The sequence below is a fragment of the Micromonospora phytophila genome, from assembly GCF_023656545.1.
In the GTDB taxonomy this organism is placed as follows: Bacteria; Actinomycetota; Actinomycetes; order Mycobacteriales; family Micromonosporaceae; genus Micromonospora; species Micromonospora phytophila.
The window spans coordinates 16,740-33,812 of sequence record NZ_JAMOKF010000025.1; the positions used below are offsets into that span (position 1 = coordinate 16,740).

Sequence of the window (17,073 nt, forward strand, 5' to 3'; positions counted from 1 at the left end):
CCGGTGCCTACCCCTCGGCGCTGATCTCGTCGAGGACCTGCCGTTGGAAGGCGCGGGCCTCGCGGCCGTTCGGCGGCGGGCCACCGTCGCGGGCCGCGATGGACCGCTCGACGAGGTCGGCGGGCCAGCCGTCCTCGACCAGCCGCCGGCCGGCGGCGGTCTTCGACAGCCACACCCCGTGGCGGACCTTCACCAGCGACCGGCAGGCGCCGAGCACGGCGTCCTCGGCCCCGGGTGCGGGTCCGTCACCGGGCGGCGTCGGCAGAGCGAGCCACCAACGCAGCGCGTCGACGAGCAGGCGACGCAGGTCGGCCGGGGCGAGGTCGGCGAACGTCTCGGCGGCCGGCGGCCCGAGCAGGGTGTGCCCGCACTGGTGCAGGATGCTGCGGTCCAGGCCGTACCAGAACAGTCCGTCCTCGGCGGGCCGGTCGCCGGCGGCCCAGGTCACCCGGAACGGCATCCGGGGGCCGGTGTTCAGCTCGACCTCGAAACCGGGCTCGGGGCTGCCGGCGCGGGCGACCTCGCGGCGGTAGACCACCAGCTCCAGCCCGCGCGCCGGGCAGGGCAGCGCCTCGTGCCGCAGTCGGGCGACCAGCTCGCGCTTGCGCGCCGGGTCGAGGGCGTCCGCGCTGACCAGAGCCACGTCGACGTCGCTGCGCCCCGGCTGGTACGCGTCCAGACCGACCGAGCCGGCCGCGTACGCCCCGACGAGGTCGTCGCCGAGGACGTCACGGGCGGTGCCGACCAGGTCGGCCAGGTAGCGACGCACAGCGGAATCCACGTCAGTCCCTCCCGGACTCGGTCCAGGCCGCGCCGGCGGGCAGGAACCACGCCGGCGCCTCCCCGCCGAGGGCGTGCGCGATGGTCAGCCGGGCGTGCCGGTCCAGCTCGGGCAGCCGGTCCGGCGCGAACCACCCCACGGCCAGCGACTCGTCGTCGTTGACCTGGGCGGTGCCGCCGACCAGCCGGCACTGGAAGCCGAGGTTCAAATACTCGCAGCGGTCCCCGTTGGGGTAGGTGTGCGGGTGCGAGACGACGCTGCTCAGCCGGACGGGCTCGACCTCCAGGCCGGTCTCCTCCCGCACCTCGCGGACCACCGCGGTGGCCGGCTGCTCGCCCGGCTCGACGAAGCCGCTGACCACCGACCAGCGGCCGTCGTCGGCGCGCTGCCCGAGCAGCAGCTCGCCGTCGGCGTTGCGGACGACCGCGCTGACGCTCGGCAGCCAGAGCAGATCGTGGCCGACGTGCTTGCGCATCCGCAGGATGTAGTCCGGTACGCCCATCCGGCGACCCTAACCCGGCCCGGGCGGGCGCCCCGCGTCACCCCGACCAGCTGAGCGTCCGGCCGACCCGGGCGTACTCCTTGGCCAGTTCGGCGTCGATCCGCGCCAGCCGGGCCTCGGTGAGCACCACCGCCGGGTCGCGCCAGGGACGGTCGGTGAGCATCCGCCGACGCAGCCCGGCCGGCGGGTGGGCGGCGAAGAGCGACGCCTCGTCGCGCACGGAGAGCTGACGCAGCCGCGGCAGCCGGTCGGCCGCCGCCGCCCGCGCCTCGGCCGCCGCCGCCCGCCAGCGGTCCGCGCCGTGCCCGGCCCGCGCCTCCCGGCGTACGGCGAGCGCCGTCGACTCCACGGCGAGCACGGCGTCCAGCAGGCTGGTCGCGGCGGCCGAGCCGGCCGCCCGCGCCGACATCTCGTCGGCCAGGTACTCGGCGCGTTGACTGTCCCGCAGCGCCACGCAGACCAGCACCAGGTGTACGCCGAAGAGCAGCCGGGACAGCACCCACTGGAACGCCTTGCCCAGCGCCTCACCCACCATCTCGACGATCCCGCCGCCGGAGACGGTGTCCACCGGTCGGACCAGGTCCGCCGCCGAGCCGAGCATGGTGAACGCGGGCTGGGTGAGCAGCATCCGCCGTGGATCGCCGTTGACGAAGTGCCCCAACTCGTGACCGAGCAGCGCCACCCGCTCCTGGGCGTCGAGCGCCCCCCAGTACGGCAGCCCCAGGCAGAGCACCCGCCGTCGGCGCAGCCCGACCAGACCCGCGTACGCGTTCAGGTCGTCGTCCACCCCGACGATGTGCGGCAGAGGCGCGCCCACCGCCGCCGCCACCTCGTCGACCAGGGCGTGCAGCTCCGGTGCCCGGTCCCGGGAGAGCACCTCGAGGTCCGGGTCGAGCCGGCCGAACCGGGGCCGCAGCGCGACGGCGAGGCCGAGCAGCGCGACGCCGAGCACCACCGACAGGTTCGGAACCGGGAACGCCACGATCAGCCAGACGCCGGTGATCGCGAGCGCGACCACCCCGGCGAGCAGCACCACGGAGGCCGCCGCGGTCAGCAGCGCGGCACGGCCGGAGCCGGTCGCGCCGAGCGGGCGGCCGACCAGCCGCCCGAACTGCCGCCGGGTCATCCGGAACGCGAGCCGCCAGGTCCACCGGTCCACCCAGGTCCAGCCGAACTCGGGCACACGTCGTGGGGCGTCGTACGCGTCGAGGTTCCATTCGCAGCCGGCGCACCAGGGTGCCGCGTCCCGTAGCGACACCAGGGTGGCGCCGCAGTCCCGGCAGGCCCCCGTGCCGGACATCGTGTCGATCATGGCGCCTGATCCTGCCGACCCGCGCCGCGTACCGGAACCGGCTGTTCAGCCGATGTGGGCTCTGGTCGCGCCGGCCCGGGCCGCCGCGCGGCTCAGGCCGGGCAGGGCACCCGTTCGAGAGCGGCCGGACGGGCGTCGGCGGGCACGAGCTGCGCGAAGCAGGCCGCCGATTCGGCCCGCTGCCAGCCGAAGATCGAGGCCGCCGTCGTGGTCACCCGGACGCGGAAGAACAGCCGCGCCCCCGCGTCGGGGCGCGCCCCGACGCCCTGCACGGTCAGCACCTCGACCCCGTCCACGGCCTCGGCGACCCGCCGCAGCGTCGACTCCCCGCCGGCCCGGTCGGCGAGCAACCCGGCACGGACCCGCTGCGCGGTCGCGGACACCTCCCGGTCGGCCCGGTCCTCCAGCCGCTGCTGCGAACGGTCCCGCAGCACCGGCAGCCCGACGACCACCCCGAGCACCGCCAGCACGCCCACCGCCACGGCGGCGACAAGTCCGCGCCGCAGCCACACCCCGTGTCGCACGGGGGGATTGTGCGACACCGCGCGGCTCCACGGCTGCCCCGTCCCGGCCCCGGTTGACCCCGACAGGGTGCCCCGGGGAGCCGTTTTCGCTGTTCGGGCCCCTGGGAAGGGGAGCACGTCTACTGTGGAGAACATCGGCGACTTGTGGTGTTCCGGTGGCGGCCAGGTGGTTCGCGGTGCACAGTGATCCCATGAGCGACAGCGGACGTGGTGGGCAGTACTACTGGTGCACCCGTCACCATCGGGTCGAGACCGACGCCGACGTGTGCCCCGCCAAGCACGTTCTCGGTCCGTACGCCTCAGCCGCGGACGCGGAGAACGCCCTGCAGCAGGTGCGGGAGCGCAACGAAGCGTGGGACGCCGAGGACGCCCGCTGGGCCGGGGAGGACAGATAGGCGGTGCGGGACCCTCCGCGCCGAGGTACTCCGTGCTCCGCGAGGGCGGAAGCACGTCCCCAAGGAGGGAACCGAGATGGCCGAAGCACAGCAGGCCACCACCCGCCCGGCCGCGAAACGTACCACCGCGAGGAAGACCGCCGCGGCGGAGCGGACCGCGGGCGCGGCCCGGCCCGCGCGGACGTCCGCTTCCACCACGGCGAAGAAGGCACCCGCGAAGAAGGCGGCGGGTGGCGCGGGGCGGGCCCCGGCGAAGACCACGGCCGCGAAGGCGCCGGCGACGAAGGCGGCGACGAAGGCCGCCGCCCCCGTGAAGAAGACGACGGCCGCGAAGGCGCCCGCGAAGAAGGCGGCGACCAAGGCCGCCGCCCCCGCGAAGAAGACGACGGCCGCGAAGGCGCCCGCGAAGAAGGCGGCGACCAAGGCCGCCGCCCCCGCGAAGAAGACGACGGCCGCGAAGGCGCCCGCCAGGAAGGCGGCGACGAAGGCCACCACCCCGGCGAAGAAGACGACGGCCGCCACGAAGAAGACCGCCGCGGCGGCGAGGACCGCCACGAAGAAGACGTCGGCGAAGACGCCCGCCCGGCAGGCGGGGGCCAAGGCCGCCACCGTGGCGAAGAAGGCACCCGTCAAGACCTCCACCGCCGCCCGCAAGGTCACCTCGACGGCGAAGAAGACCACGACCGCGGCGAAGAAGACCACCACCGCCGCGGCGAAGAAGACCACCACGGCGGCGACGGCGCCGGCGAAGAAGGCCCCCGCCAGGAAGGCCCCCGCCAAGAAGGCCGCCTCGACGCGTCCCACCGGGGGCGCCCGCAACGCCGCCGCGAAGAAGGCCCCGGCGAAGAAGGCCACCGCGACCTCGACCAGCGCCCGCACCGCGGCGGCGAAGAAGGCGCCGGTCAGGAAGACCACCGCCGCCAAGGCGCCGGCCAGGAAGGTGACCGCCCGCAAGTCGCCGGCCCGCCCGGTCGCAGCCCGGGCCACCGCGCCCCGGGGCGTCCGCGCCAACGCCCGCAAGGCCACCGGCTGACCACCCGCCGGTGACCGGCGGCGCGCGCCGGAGAGCGGATCATCCGCCACGCTGTCAGGATTGACCCCGTGGTGATCCGACGCGTACTCGCGCCCCGCATCGACTTCGGCGCGCTGCGCCGCGAACTGGGCCTGCCCGAAGGTTTCCCAGACGCGGCGCAGCGCGAGGCCGACGCCGCGGCCGCCGCGCCGCCGCGGCCGGCCGTGGACCGCACCGACCTGCCGTTCGTCACCGTCGACCCGGCCAGCTCGCGGGACCTCGACCAGGCGATGCACCTCACCCGCCGCGCGGGCGGCGGCTTCCGGGTGTCGTACGCCATCGCCGACGTGGCCGCGCACGTACGTCCCGGGGGCGCGCTGGAGGAGGAGACCTGGCGCCGTGGGCAGACCGTCTACCTGCCCGACGGCAACGTGCCGTTGCACCCCCACACCCTCAGCGAGGGCGCGGCCAGCCTCCTGCCGGACGTCGACCGGGCGGCCGTGGTGTGGACCATCGACCTGGACGCAGGCGGCGCCACGGTCGCCGTCGCGGTGCAACGCGCGTTGGTCCGCAGCCGCGCCAAGCTGGACTACGTCGGGGTCCAGGCGGACGCCGACGCCGGTCGGCTGCCCGACCCGATCGCCCTGCTGCCCGAGATCGGTGCCCTGCTCACCGCCCGGGGGCTGCGCCGGGGCGCGATCAACCTACCGCTGCCCGAGCAGGACGTGGAGGCCGACGGCGACGGGTGGCGGCTGGTGCTGCGCGGGCCCGTGCCGATGGAGGAGCACAACGCGCAGATCTCCCTGCTGACCGGGATGGCCGCCGCCGACATCATGCTCGCCGGGCGGGTCGGCCTGCTGCGGACGATGCCCGCGCCGAAGCCGGAGGCCGTGCAGCGGCTCCGCGCCGCCGCCGCCCCGCTGGGCGTGCACTGGCCGGACGGGGCCGGCCCGGGCGAGGTGATCACCGGGTTGGACCCGTCGCAGCCCCGGGCGGCGGCCTTCGTCGACCAGGCCGCCGAGCTGATGCGCGGCGCCGCGTACACCGCCTTCGACGGCACGGTGCCCGAGCAGCCGGAGCACGGCGGTGTCGCTGCGGCGTACGCCCATGTCACCGCGCCGTTGCGGCGCCTGGCCGACCGGTACGCCACGGAGGTCTGCCTCGCCCTGCACGAGGGCCGGCCGGTGCCGGAGTGGGCCCGCGCGGCGCTGCCCCGGCTGCCCGAGGTGATGGCCACGACGGACCGGACCGCCTCGGCGGCCACCCGGGGCGCGATCGAGCTGGCCGAGGCGGTGCTGCTGGAGCACCGGGTGGGCGAGACCTTCGACGCGGCGGTGCTGGACGTGGACGCGCCCCCGAACGGCCGGTCCCGGCCGGGCCGTCCACCCGGCGGCACGGTCGCGCTGGACGACCCGCCGGTGCGCGCCCGCTGCGTCGGCGACCTGCCGCTGGGGGAGCGGATCCGGGTCCGGCTGGTCACCGCCGACCCGGCCGCCCGCTCGGTGACCTTCGAACGCGCCTGACCGCCGCCGCAGCGGGGATTCTCACAACGCCCGACGCTGCTGCCGGCCCGGCGGGTTTGCGAGGATGACCGCATGGCATACGACGCGAGCACGCTGCCCGACGTGTCCGGGCTGACCGTCGGCATCATCGGCGGCACCGGCGACCAGGGGCGGGGTCTGGCCTACCGGTTCGCCCGGGCCGGTCAGCGGGTGCTGATCGGGTCCCGCTCCGCCGAGCGGGCCGCGCAGTCCGCCGAGGAGATCGCCGCCCTGCCCGGCGTGCCGGCCGGAGCCGACGTCAGCGGGGCCGGCAACGACGAGGTGGCCCGGCACAGCGACGTGGTCGTCATCGCCGTGCCGTGGGACGGGCACGCCGCCACCGTCGCCGCCCTCGCCGAGCCGCTCGCCGGCAAGATCGTCGTCGACTGCGTCAACCCGCTCGGCTTCGACAAACAGGGCCCGTACGCGCTGCGGGTCCCCGAGGGCAGCGCCGTCGAGCAGGCCGCCGCGCTGCTGCCCGACTCCCGGGTCTGCGCCGCGTTCAACCACGTCAGCGCCCCGCTGCTGGCCGACCCCGAGATCGACCGGATCGACCTGGACGTGCTGATCTGCACCGAGGACCGAGAACTCGTCGGCGTGGTCGCCGCGCTCGCCGCCCGGATCCCCGGCATGCGGGGCGTCTACGCCGGCCGGCTGCGCAACGCCCACCAGATCGAGGCGTTCACCGCCAACCTGATCGCCATCAACAAGCGCTACAAGGCGCACGCCGGCATCCGCGTCACCGACCTCTGACGGTCGCGCCGGGTGGCGTTGTCACACCTGACGGGCACGATGCGCGCATGGAATGGCAGATCACGATCGACTGTCGGGAGCCGGCGCGGCTGGTGGCGTTCTGGGCGGAGGCGTTGCGCTACCGGCCGCAGCCGCCACCGGAGGGGCACGCGAGCTGGCGCGACTGGTACCTGTCGGTCGGCATACCGGCCGACGAGCTGGGCGAGGGCGACTGTCTGGACCGCCTGGAGGATCCGGCCGGGCGCGGCCCGCTGATCTGGTTCCAGCCGGTGCCGGAGCCGAAGACGGTCAAGAACCGGCTGCACATCGACCTGAAGGTCGGCGGCGGCCGGGCGGTGCCCCTGCCGGAGCGGCGGACCCGGGTCGACGCCGAGGTGAGCCGGTTGACGCGGCTCGGGGCCCGGGTGCTGGGGTCGATGGACGACCCGGAGAACGGCTACTACTCGTTCCAGCTCGCCGACCCGGAGGACAACGAGTTCTGCGTGGTCTGATCGGCGACCCCCGCAAGGCCCGGTGCCGGCGGGTGCACCGGACCCAGGCCGCCCGGCCTCCCGTCCACCACCCGCCGTCCGGCCTCCCGTCCACCACCCGCCGTCCGGCCTCCCGTCCACCACCCGCCGTCCGGCCTCCCGTCCACCACCCGCCGTCCGGCCTCCCGTCCGCCCGTCCGTTGTTCGGCCGCCCGTCCGCCGTCCGCCCGTTCGCCGTTCGCCGATGGTCCGGCCGGCTCCCGAGCCGGAGGGCGTGCGTGGGGCGGGGGCGGTGCGGCCCGCTGGCCGCACCGCCCGTCGTGCTCAGAAGGTGTGCTCGGCGGCGGGGAAGTCCCCGCCGCGGACCTCGTCGGCGAAGCGCCGGGTCGCGTCGGTCAGGGTGCCGGCCAGGTCGGCGTAGCGCTTCACGAAGCGCGGCGCCTTTCCGGTCCGCAGGCCGGCCATGTCCTGCCAGACCAGCACCTGGGCGTCGGTGTCCGGGCCGGCGCCGATGCCGACCGTCGGGATCCGCAGCTCGCTCGTGATCCGCTTGGCCACCTCACCGGGCACCATCTCCAGCACCACCGCGAACGCGCCCGCCTCGGCCACCGCGCGGGCGTCGGCGATCACCTCGTCGGCCGCGTCGCCGCGCCCCTGGACGCGGTAGCCGCCGATGGCGTGCTCGCTCTGCGGGGTGAAGCCGATGTGCGCCATCACCGGGATGCCGGCGCCGGTGATGGCGGCGATCTGCTCGGCGCAGCGCCGACCACCCTCCAGCTTCACCGCGTGGCAGCCGCCCTCCTTCATGAACCGCACCGAGGTGCGCAGCGCCTGCGTCGGCCCCTCCTCGTACGAGCCGAACGGCAGGTCACCGACGATCAGCGCCTGCCGGGTCGCGCGGACCACCGCGCGGACCAGCGGGAGCAGCTCCTCTGCGGTCACCGGCACGGTCGTCTCGTAGCCGAAGACGTTGTTCGCCGCCGAGTCGCCGACCAGCAGCACGGGGATGCCCGCCTGGTCGAAGATGGAGGCGGTGTACTGGTCGTACGAGGTGAGCATCGGCCACCGCTCGCCGCGTTCCTTGGCGGCGATCAGGTCGCGGGTGCGGACCCGTCGGGTGGCCGGGCCGCCGTAGAGGGCGGTCACCTCGGACGGGGTGGACTCCACCATGATTCTCTCCTTCCTCGAGGCCGCCTGCGCGGTCCCCGGGTTCCGCCCGATCGTCGCACCGCACGACCGGCCTCCGGCAGAGCACAGTGCAGGATGTCACTCCCGGCACGGCCCCCGGCCCTACCCGATCCGGCCCACAGTCCCCGGTCCGATGCGGCCCGGCACGGTCCCGGGGCCGATGCGGCCCAGCAAGCGTGCCGGCGCGACCCGTTCCGTGGGTGCGCCGAGGGGCTGGACGCACGCCGCCCGGGCCCCGAGGGGCCCGGCGGTCGGGAGGGTCAGCTGTCCTCGCGCCACCGGTTGGTGATCGGCAGCCGCCGGTCCCGCCCGAACGCCTTCATGGAGATCTTCGTGCCCGGCGCGGACTGCCGCCGCTTGTACTCCGCGGTATCCACCATCCGCAGCACCCGGTCGACCACGGCCGGGTCGTGGCCCGAACCGACCAGCCCGTCGCGGCCGAGGTCGCCGTCGACGTAGCCGATCAGGATCGGGTCGAGCACGTCGTAGTCGGGCAGCGTGTCGCTGTCCAACTGGCCCGGGCTCAGCTCCGCGCTCGGCGGCTTGCCGATCGAGTTCTCCGGGATCGGCGGGGTCTCGCCCCGGCGGGTGGCGTCGGCGTTGCGCCACTTGGCCAGCCGCCAGATCAGCGTCTTCCAGACGTCCTTGACCGGGTTGAAGCCGCCGACCGAGTCGCCGTAGAGGGTGGAGTAACCGACCGCCAGCTCGCTCTTGTTGCCGGTGGTCAGCACCAGGTGGCCCTCCTGGTTCGACAGCGCCATCAGGACCACCCCGCGTACCCGCGCCTGGAGGTTCTCCACCGTGACCCCGGAGAGCGACATGTTGGCCAGGAAGGTGTCGACCATCGGCTGGATCGGCTCGGTCCGGTAGTCCAGCCCGGTCCGCTTGGCCAGCTCCGCCGCGTCCTCCCGGCTGTGCTCCGAGGAGTGCTGGCTGGGCAGCGAGACCCCGACCACCCGGTCGGGCCCCAGCGCGTCGACGGACAGCGCGGCCACCACCGCCGAGTCGATGCCGCCGGAGAGGCCGAGCACCACCGACGGGAACCGGTTCTTGTTGACGTAGTCGCGCAGGCCCAGCACCAGCGCCTGCCACACCTCGGCCTCGTCGGCGACCGGCTCGATGACCCCGCCGGTGGCGGCCGGGCCGGTCGGCGCCGGCGGAAGCTCGCCGACCTCGGCGCGGACCACCCGCAGCCCGTCGGCCAGCTCGTGGTCGGGGCCGGGCCGCTCCTGCGCCGCCGGCAGCTCGACGTCGTGCACCAGCAGGTGCTCGACGAACTGCGGGGCCCGGGCGAGCAGCGTGCCGTCGGCGGTCACGATCATCGAGTCGCCCTCGAAGACCAGCTCGTCCTGGCCGCCGATCATGTTGACGTAAGCGATGGTGGCCCCGGCCTCGGCGGCCCGGCGGCGGACCAGCGGCAGCCGGATGTCGTCCTTGTTCAGCTCGTACGGCGAGCCGTTGATGTTCAGGACCAGACCCACCCCGGCCTGGCGGGCGGCGGCGAACGGGCCGCCGGCCTGCCAGAGGTCCTCGCAGATGGTCAGCGCCACGTCCACCCCACCGACGCGGACCACGGTGAGCATGTCGCCCGGGACGAAGTAGCGGTCCTCGTCGAAGACCCCGTAGTTGGGCAGGTGGTGCTTGAAGTAGGTGGCCGCGATCCCGCCGTGGTGCAGCAGGGCGGCGGCGTTGCGGGCGCCCCGGCCCGGCTCGGCGTCGCCGCTGACCTGCGGCGGGCCGTCCGCGTCCAGGTAGCCGACGAGCACCGGCAGCTCACCCAGCCCGTCCGAGGCCAGGTCGGCGGCGAGCCGCTCCAGCGCGGCCCTCGACGCGGCGACGAAGGACCGGCGGAAGACCAGGTCCTCGACCGGGTAGCCGGTCAGCATCATCTCCGGGAACGCGACCAGTTGGGCGCCGGATTCGGCCGCCTGGCGGCTCCAGCTGCGGACCAGGCCGGCGTTGCCGGCGAGGTCTCCGACGGTCGGGTTGACCTGGCACAGGGCGAGACGCAGGGTGGGCATGTCCTCATCTTGCCCCAGCCGCTCCGGCCGGACACCGTGGGCGGCGGGAGACGGCGGCCACCCCCACCCGGGCGGCGGGACAGGGCGGGACGCGGGCCGGGCGGTCGCGTAACGTCGGCGTAACGAGGCCGGTGGAGACTGGTCGGTCAGGTCGGGCGAAGCCCGGTCGAAGGCGGACAACAGTGTCGCGAGGGGTTGGGGAAGTGGACCGTCAGCAGGAGTTCGTCCTCCGTACGCTGGAAGAGCGGGACATCCGGTTCGTCCGGCTGTGGTTCACCGACGTGCTGGGCACGCTCAAGAGCGTGTCGGTGGCCCCCGCCGAGCTGGAGGCGGCCTTCGAGGAGGGCATCGGGTTCGACGGCTCGGCGATCGAGGGCTTCGCCCGGGTCTTCGAGTCCGACATGGTCGCCATGCCCGACCCGACCACCTTCCAGGTCTTCCCGTTCGAGGGTGGGGTCAGCGGCGAGAGCGCCCGCATGTTCTGCGACATCCTGCTCCCCGACGGCGGACCGTCCTGGGCCGACCCGCGGCACGTGCTGCGCCGGGCGTTGTCCAGGGCCGCCGAGAAGGGCTTCACCTTCTACACCCACCCCGAGATCGAGTTCTTCCTGCTGGAGAACGGCCCGATGGACGGCTCGGTGCCGGTCCCGGTGGACACCGGCGGCTACTTCGAGCACACCACCCACGCGGTGGCCCGCGACTTCCGCCGGCAGGCGGTGCTGGCGCTGGAGCGCATCGGCATCTCGGTGGAGTTCAGCCACCACGAGGTGGCCCCCGGCCAGCAGGAGATCGACCTGCGCTACGCCGACGCGTTGACCACCGCGGACAACATCATGACCTTCCGGCACGTGGTGAAGGAGGTGGCGCTCTCCACCGGGGTGCAGGCCACCTTCATGCCGAAGCCCTTCACCGACCAGCCGGGCAGCGGCATGCACACCCACCTGTCGCTGTTCGAGGGGGAGCGCAACGCGTTCCACGACGCCGGCGACCCGATGAAGCTGTCGAAGGTGGCCCGCGCCTTCATCGCCGGTCTGCTGGTGCACGCCCGCGAGTACACGGCCGTCACCAACCAGTGGGTCAACTCCTACAAGCGGCTCTTCCCGCAGGCGCTGCCGGACCGGGTCACCGAGAGCCCCGCGTACGTCTGCTGGGGTCACCTGAACCGGTCCGCGCTGGTCCGGGTGCCCGCGTACGGCAAGCCGAACTCGGCCCGGGTCGAGGTCCGCTCGCCGGACTCGGCGGCCAACCCCTACCTGGCCTTCGCGGTGCTGCTCGGCGCCGGGATGAAGGGCATCGAGGAGGGCTACGAGCTGCCGCCGGGCGCCGAGGACGACGTCTGGTCGCTGACCAGCGCCGAGCGGCGGGCGATGGGGTACGAGCCGTTGCCGGAGAACCTGTCCGAGGCGATCGACGTGATGGCCGGCTCGGAACTGGTCGCCGAGGTGCTCGGCGAGCACGTCTTCGACTTCTTCCTGCGCAACAAGCGCGCCGAGTGGGAGCAGTACCGCCGCGAGGTCACCCCCTACGAGCGGCAGCGCTACCTGTCGCTGTAGGTGCGGGGGCTGCCGCCGGTGGCGCGGTGCCGCTATCGTCTCGATCACCACGCCGGCACCCCCGCCGGGCGTAGGAGATCGGGAGGCAGTCGGTGCTGGAGGATCTGCTCAGCGGGGCCTGGCAGAGCGTGGTGTTCGGGGTCGTCGGGGTCGCCCTGATGGCGGCCGGCTTCGTGCTGGTCGACCTGCTCACTCCCGGACGGCTGCGGGAGCTGATCTGGGTGCGGCGCAACGGCAACGCGGCGTTGCTGCTCGCCGCCAACCAGCTCGGCATCGCCGGGATCGTGTTCACCGCGATCCTGACCAGCTACAGCGACTTCGGCAAGGGGCTCGCCTCGACGGTCGTGTTCGGGCTGGTGGGGCTGGGCATCATGGCGCTGGCCTTCTTCGTGCTGGACCTGCTCACGCCGGGCCGGCTCGGCGAGATCATCTGCTCGGACGAGCCGCACCCGGCGGCCCGGGTCAGCGCCGCCACCCACTTCGGTGCCGCGCTGATCGTCTGCGCCTGCATCGCCTGAGCTCCTCGGCGTCGTACCCCCGTCGTAGCTTGCGGGGGTGAACCGAACCGACCGTCTCTACGCCCTGGTGGAGGAGCTGCGCGCCGTGTCGCCACGGCCGCGCAGCGCCCGCTGGCTCGCCGCGCGCTTCGAGGTGAGCACCCGCACCATCGAGCGTGACATCGGCGCCCTCGAGTCCTCCGGCGTGCCGATCTGGGCCGAGCCGGGGCGCACCGGCGGCTACGCCGTCGACCGGGCCCGCACCCTGCCGCCGGTCAACCTCACCGCCGGCGAGGCGGTCGCCATGGCGGTGGCGCTGCACCGGCTGCGCGGCACCCCGTTCGCCGCCGCGGCCGGCAGCGCGCTGCGCAAGCTGGTCGCGGTGATGCCGGCCGCCGACGCCGCCGAGGCGCACCGGCTGGCCGCGCGGGTGCACCTGATCGGCGACGGGCCGGTGACGCCCGTCCCGGCCGGCGTCGCCGACGCGGTGCTCGCGCGGCGGGTGCTGCGTATCCGGTACGCCGACCGCGCCGGCGCCGGGTCGCTGCGCGACGTGGAGCCGTTGGGCTACCTCGGCAACCCCCGCCACTGGTATCTGCTGGCCTGGTGCCGGCTGCGCGCGGGCGTCCGGGCCTTCCGTACCGACCGGATCACCTCCGTCGCCCCGCTGGCCGAGCGGGTGCCCGAGCGCGAGCTGGCCGCCGACGACCTCGACATCCCCCGGGAGCGGATCCGCCGGCTCAGCCTGGTCTGAAACGGGGCGTCCTCGGCCCTCCCGGCGCGGCCTCCGCGCTGGCCCTCGTGCTGGCTCTCGCTGCCCTCGTGCTGGCCTTCGTGCTGGCTCTCGTGCTGGCCCTCGTGCTGGCTGGTGCGATGGGTGCGGCGTTGTCCCGTCTGGACGGTGCCGGCCGGACCCGCTGCCGGGGCGGAGGTTTCCCGCCCGCCAACGCCTTCGGCGGATGCCGCCGCACCGGTGACCGGGCCAGTCACCGGGCGGCGTCCAAATCCGGGAAGGACGTCATTCGGCGGGCGGATCCGCCCGGCGCATTCCCGGGAGCCGTGCGGAGTGCCGGAAACACCGACAGGACGGTGTCGCGAATGGGGTCGAGGCTGGCTCCTGACGGCGCCGGCCGACCGGTCGGCGCGGAACGGGAGGCGACACATGTCCACGATCACCGACGCGGTCACCTGGTTCGAGGTCGGCACCGACCGGCCGGAGGAGACCGGGCGGTTCTACGCCGACCTGTTCGGCTGGACGTTCAGCGAGCAGGGCACGCCGGAGGCGTCGTACCGGGTGGTGGAGCCGGGGCCGGACGGGTCCATCCAGGGCGCGATCCGGGCCACCGGCGGGGCGGGGCCGAACTACGCGGTGTTCTACGTGCAGGTGGCCGACGTGGCCGACACCTGCCGGCGGGCCGAGGCGGCCGGGGGCAAGGTGCTGGTCCCGCTGAAGGCGACCGACAACGGGCTCACCTTCGCCCACCTGCTCGACCCGGCCGGCAACCACATCGGCGTCTTCGCGCCCCCGCCGGCCGGCAACTGAGGCAGCCGCCCGCGGCTGCCGGAGATGGTGCCGCCGTCCGCCCCGGCCACGCTGCCGGGGCGAACGGCGTCCGGTCACCTGCCGGGCTGGCCGCCTGGACCGCCGTGGCCGCCGCGACCGCCGGGGAAGACGCCGGCCTCGGCCGCCGCGGTGATCGCGTCGGCCTGCTCCTGGGTGAGCTTGCCGTCCTTCACCGCCTGGTCGAGCCGCTCCTTGAGGGCGGCCTGCCGGTCGGCGGCGTTCCCCCGCTCCGGCCGGCCGGCCGGCTTGTGCTGCTCGCGCACCTTCTCCAGCGCGGCGGTCACCTTGTCGGTGGGGACGCCCAGTTCCTTGGCGAGCGCCTCGGCGAACTCCGCCTGCCGGTCGGCCCGCTGCTGCTGCCGGTCGCCGCTCTCGGTGGCGCTCGCGGCGGGCGTCGGGGTGTCACCGTCCGCGGCGAACGCGACGGTGGGCGCCGCGATCCCCACGCCGAGTACGCCGGCCGCGGCCAACCCGGCCAGCAGGTGCTTCTTCCTCATGGTGCGGGACATGCTGTCCTCCAGCTCGTCGGTGCGATGGTGAGATGACCTCACCGACGGTGACCAGCCGGGCTGGAGGAAACCCGTGGCGACCCTGTCAGCGAGCTGGCAATCCCACCGACAGCCCGGACAAACCGGTTGCCCCGGCACGGTCGGCCGGCCCCCCGCCCGGCCCGCTGGCTCCCCCCAGGCCGGTCTGCCTGTTGATCGAGAAGTTTGCGTCCGAAAAGGGGCATGATCCGGACGAAAACCTCTTGATCAACAGGGGTGCGGATGAGCCGGGCGTGCGGGTGGGGCGGGGTGGGGGTGGGCGGGGTCAGCGGACGGCGGGGGAGACGGTGAGGGTGCCGGCGTCGGCGTCGAGGGTGGCCTCGGTGCCGACGGGGACGGTGAGCTGGCCGACGCCGTGCCCGATCGGCAGGCCGCCGAGCACCGGGACGCCCAGGTCGCCGAGGCGGTCGGTGAGCACGTCGGCGACGCTCACCTTCCAACCGTCCGCGCAGTCGGTGAACTGGCCCACGGCCACCCCGGCCAGCCCGTCCAGGGCGCCGGCCCGGCGCAGCTGGGTGAGCATCCGGTCGATCTTGTACGGGGGCTCCTGCACCTCCTCAACGAGCAGGACCGCCCCGTTCAGGTCCGGCATGTCCGGGGTGCCCAGCGACGCGACGATCAGGCAGAGGTTGCCGCCGAGCAGCGGGCCGGTGGCCCGCCCCGGGACGCGGACGCCGTACGTCTCCTCGCTGGCCTCGGCGTCGACGGTCACCGGCTCGGTGGTCATCAGCGCCGCGTGCAGCGACTCCGCCGAGCGCAGCGGCGTCCGCTCGTCCCGCCAGGCCACCCCCGGGCCGTGCACGCCGGCCAGCCGGGCGCCCCGCCAGAGCGCGAACTGCAGCGCGGTGATGTCGGAGAAGCCGGCCACCACCTTCGGGTCGCGGCGTACCGCGGCCATGTCGATCGCGTCCACCATCCGCTGGGCGCCGTAACCGCCCCGGGTGCAGATCACCCCGCGCACCTGCGGGTCGGCGAAGGCCACGTTCAGGTCGGCGGCGCGCAGTTCATCCCCGCCGGCCAGGTAGCCCTGCCGGGCGTACGCGTTCGGGGCGAGCACCGGGCGCAGGCCCCAGCCGGCGAGCAGCTCGATGCCCCGGGCCACCCGTTCCGGCCGGGTCGGTCCCGACGGCGACACCAGCATCACCGTGTCGCCGGGGCGCAGCGCCGGCGGGCGGACGACATCGTCGGAGCGGGTGCGCGCGGGCGCGGTGCGGTCGGACACAGCGGCAGAGCCTAGTCGTGCGCCAGGCGCGTCCGCCCACGTACCGCTCGGCGGGCTCCGCCGACGGCGGCCGAGGGCCGTTCGGCCGGCCACGGCGGGGGGCGGTCCGTGCCGTCGCGCCCCGGGTGCGGCGGAGCCGTTCCGGGATCGTCGGGTCCACCCGCTAGCCTCGACGGCGTGGCAACCGCGCTGGTGATCGAGAACGACCCGACCGACGACCTCCGCCGGCTGGGCGAGTGGCTGACCGAGGCCGGCCTGGAGCTGTGGGTGGTGCGTCCGCACGCCGGTGACGAGCTCCCCGCCGACCTGGAGGGCTACTCGGCGCTGGTGGTGCTCGGCGGCGAGCAGCAGGCGTATCCGCTGCCCGACGGCTCGCCCGGGGCGCCCTGGTTCCCGGCCGTGGAGGGGCTGCTGCGCAAGGCCGTCCGGCACCGGGTGCCCACCCTGGCCGTCTGCCTGGGCGCGCAGCTGCTGGCCACCGCGCACGCCGGGCTCGTCGAGCGCAGCCCGTCCGGCCCGGAGGTCGGCCCCGGCGTGGTCGGCAAGCGCGACGCCGCCGAGGCCGACCCGCTCTTCCGCTACGTGCCGCTCATCCCGGACGTGCTCCAGTGGCACTCCGACGAGATCACCGAGCTGCCGCGGGGCGCCACCCTGCTGGCAGCCTCCACGCGCTACCCGCACCAGGCGTTCCGCCTCGGCGACCGGGCCTGGGGCCTGCAGTTCCACATCGAGTGCGACACCGCGATGATCGCCGACTGGGCCGCCGACTCGACGCTCCTGGCCGAGCTGGGCTACGACCCGGAGCTGGTGGTGGCCGCCTGCGACTCGGTGATGGTCGACGTCGAGGAGGTCTGGCAGCCGTTCGCCGCCCGGTTCGCCGCGCTGGCCCTCGGCGAGCTGGACGACAGCACCCGTCGCAGCCTGCCCCTGCTCGGGCACTGATGAGCCGGCCGACCAGAGCGGCGGGTCGGCTCGCCCGCTACGGCTTCGGGGCGGGCGGGAACGACGGCGGCGCGCGGGCCGCCGACCTGCTCGGCCCGGACGGGCTGGGCCTGTGGCGACCGGACGTGCAGGAGCCGACCGACGAGCGGGCGGCGGAGCTGCTGGCCGCGCTCTCCCGGGCCGCCGACCCCGACCTGGCGCTGCGCCAGCTGCACCGCATCGTCGAGGCCGAACGCCGCACGACGGGC

Annotated in this window: 18 protein-coding genes; 9 read left to right on the plus strand and 9 right to left on the minus strand. The window is 74.8% G+C overall.

Annotated features, from left to right (window positions below; all coding sequences use genetic code 11):
* Positions 1 to 7: 7 nt before the first annotated feature.
* From NCC78_RS06335 to NCC78_RS31985, 5 genes are all read right to left on the minus strand, one after another.
* Positions 8 to 781, minus strand: coding sequence for a nucleotidyltransferase domain-containing protein (locus tag NCC78_RS06335; protein ID WP_250792297.1), 774 nt, complete (start codon positions 779 to 781; stop codon positions 8 to 10).
* Between the two features lies 1 nt (position 782).
* Entirely contained in the window at positions 783 to 1,283 is a 501-nt protein-coding gene (locus NCC78_RS06340; RefSeq protein ID WP_250792299.1) for an NUDIX hydrolase, read from the minus strand.
* 37 nt (positions 1,284 to 1,320) lie between these two features.
* The gene (locus NCC78_RS06345; RefSeq protein ID WP_250792301.1) at positions 1,321 to 2,595 is read right to left on the minus strand and encodes a M48 family metallopeptidase; all 1,275 of its coding nucleotides are present in this window, start codon (positions 2,593 to 2,595) and stop codon (positions 1,321 to 1,323) included.
* A gap of 92 nt (positions 2,596 to 2,687) precedes the next feature.
* Positions 2,688 to 3,119: a hypothetical protein gene (locus NCC78_RS06350; RefSeq protein WP_250792303.1), complete on the minus strand. Its 432-nt coding sequence runs from the start codon at positions 3,117 to 3,119 to the stop codon at positions 2,688 to 2,690.
* A gap of 299 nt (positions 3,120 to 3,418) precedes the next feature.
* A complete protein-coding gene (locus tag NCC78_RS31985) occupies positions 3,419 to 4,597 on the minus strand; it encodes a hypothetical protein (RefSeq protein ID WP_284706257.1) in 1,179 nt (392 codons plus the stop codon).
* 18 nt (positions 4,598 to 4,615) lie between these two features.
* Between NCC78_RS31985 and NCC78_RS06365 the strand changes: the two genes are divergently transcribed.
* The 3 genes from NCC78_RS06365 (at position 4,616) to NCC78_RS06375 (ending at position 7,311) form a co-directional block, all read left to right on the plus strand.
* The gene (locus NCC78_RS06365) at positions 4,616 to 6,049 is read left to right on the plus strand and encodes an RNB domain-containing ribonuclease (RefSeq protein ID WP_250792307.1); all 1,434 of its coding nucleotides are present in this window, start codon (positions 4,616 to 4,618) and stop codon (positions 6,047 to 6,049) included.
* 72 nt (positions 6,050 to 6,121) lie between these two features.
* Positions 6,122 to 6,820 (plus strand): NADPH-dependent F420 reductase, encoded by a 699-nt coding sequence (npdG, locus tag NCC78_RS06370; RefSeq protein ID WP_250792309.1) that lies wholly within the window; start codon positions 6,122 to 6,124, stop codon positions 6,818 to 6,820.
* 47 nt (positions 6,821 to 6,867) lie between these two features.
* Positions 6,868 to 7,311, plus strand: a complete 444-nt coding sequence (locus tag NCC78_RS06375) for a VOC family protein (RefSeq protein ID WP_250792311.1) — start codon at positions 6,868 to 6,870, stop codon at positions 7,309 to 7,311.
* A gap of 303 nt (positions 7,312 to 7,614) precedes the next feature.
* Here NCC78_RS06375 and panB read toward each other — a convergent pair whose 3' ends face one another.
* Complete coding sequence (gene panB / locus NCC78_RS06380) at positions 7,615 to 8,460, minus strand: 3-methyl-2-oxobutanoate hydroxymethyltransferase (protein ID WP_250792313.1); 846 nt, start codon at positions 8,458 to 8,460, stop codon at positions 7,615 to 7,617.
* Positions 8,461 to 8,738: 278 nt separating this feature from the next.
* Positions 8,739 to 10,499 carry an NAD+ synthase gene (locus NCC78_RS06385; protein WP_250792315.1) on the minus strand — a complete coding sequence of 587 codons (1,761 nt, stop codon included), beginning with the start codon at positions 10,497 to 10,499 and terminating at the stop codon, positions 8,739 to 8,741.
* Positions 10,500 to 10,702: 203 nt separating this feature from the next.
* On the opposite strand from NCC78_RS06385, the gene glnA reads away from it, so the two are divergent.
* The 4 genes from glnA (at position 10,703) to NCC78_RS06405 (ending at position 14,092) form a co-directional block, all read left to right on the plus strand.
* Positions 10,703 to 12,052: a type I glutamate--ammonia ligase gene (glnA, locus tag NCC78_RS06390; RefSeq protein ID WP_250792317.1), complete on the plus strand. Its 1,350-nt coding sequence runs from the start codon at positions 10,703 to 10,705 to the stop codon at positions 12,050 to 12,052.
* A 92-nt stretch (positions 12,053 to 12,144) separates the two neighbouring features.
* Positions 12,145 to 12,570: a DUF350 domain-containing protein gene (locus NCC78_RS06395; protein WP_250792319.1), complete on the plus strand. Its 426-nt coding sequence runs from the start codon at positions 12,145 to 12,147 to the stop codon at positions 12,568 to 12,570.
* Between the two features lie 37 nt (positions 12,571 to 12,607).
* A complete protein-coding gene (locus tag NCC78_RS06400; RefSeq protein ID WP_250792321.1) occupies positions 12,608 to 13,303 on the plus strand; it encodes a helix-turn-helix transcriptional regulator in 696 nt (231 codons plus the stop codon).
* 408 nt (positions 13,304 to 13,711) lie between these two features.
* Positions 13,712 to 14,092, plus strand: coding sequence for a VOC family protein (locus tag NCC78_RS06405; RefSeq protein WP_250792323.1), 381 nt, complete (start codon positions 13,712 to 13,714; stop codon positions 14,090 to 14,092).
* A gap of 74 nt (positions 14,093 to 14,166) precedes the next feature.
* Here the strand turns inward: NCC78_RS06405 and NCC78_RS06410 are convergent, their stop codons facing one another.
* Positions 14,167 to 14,622 (minus strand): hypothetical protein, encoded by a 456-nt coding sequence (locus NCC78_RS06410; protein WP_250792324.1) that lies wholly within the window; start codon positions 14,620 to 14,622, stop codon positions 14,167 to 14,169.
* A gap of 304 nt (positions 14,623 to 14,926) precedes the next feature.
* Positions 14,927 to 15,802 carry a S66 peptidase family protein gene (locus NCC78_RS06415; protein ID WP_250792333.1) on the minus strand — a complete coding sequence of 292 codons (876 nt, stop codon included), beginning with the start codon at positions 15,800 to 15,802 and terminating at the stop codon, positions 14,927 to 14,929.
* A gap of 258 nt (positions 15,803 to 16,060) precedes the next feature.
* On the opposite strand from NCC78_RS06415, the gene NCC78_RS06420 reads away from it, so the two are divergent.
* Entirely contained in the window at positions 16,061 to 16,825 is a 765-nt protein-coding gene (locus NCC78_RS06420) for a type 1 glutamine amidotransferase (protein WP_250792326.1), read from the plus strand.
* On the plus strand, positions 16,825 to 17,073 hold a 249-nt coding region (locus NCC78_RS06425; RefSeq protein WP_250792328.1), incomplete at its 3' end, for a hypothetical protein. The genes NCC78_RS06420 and NCC78_RS06425, both read left to right, overlap by 1 nt.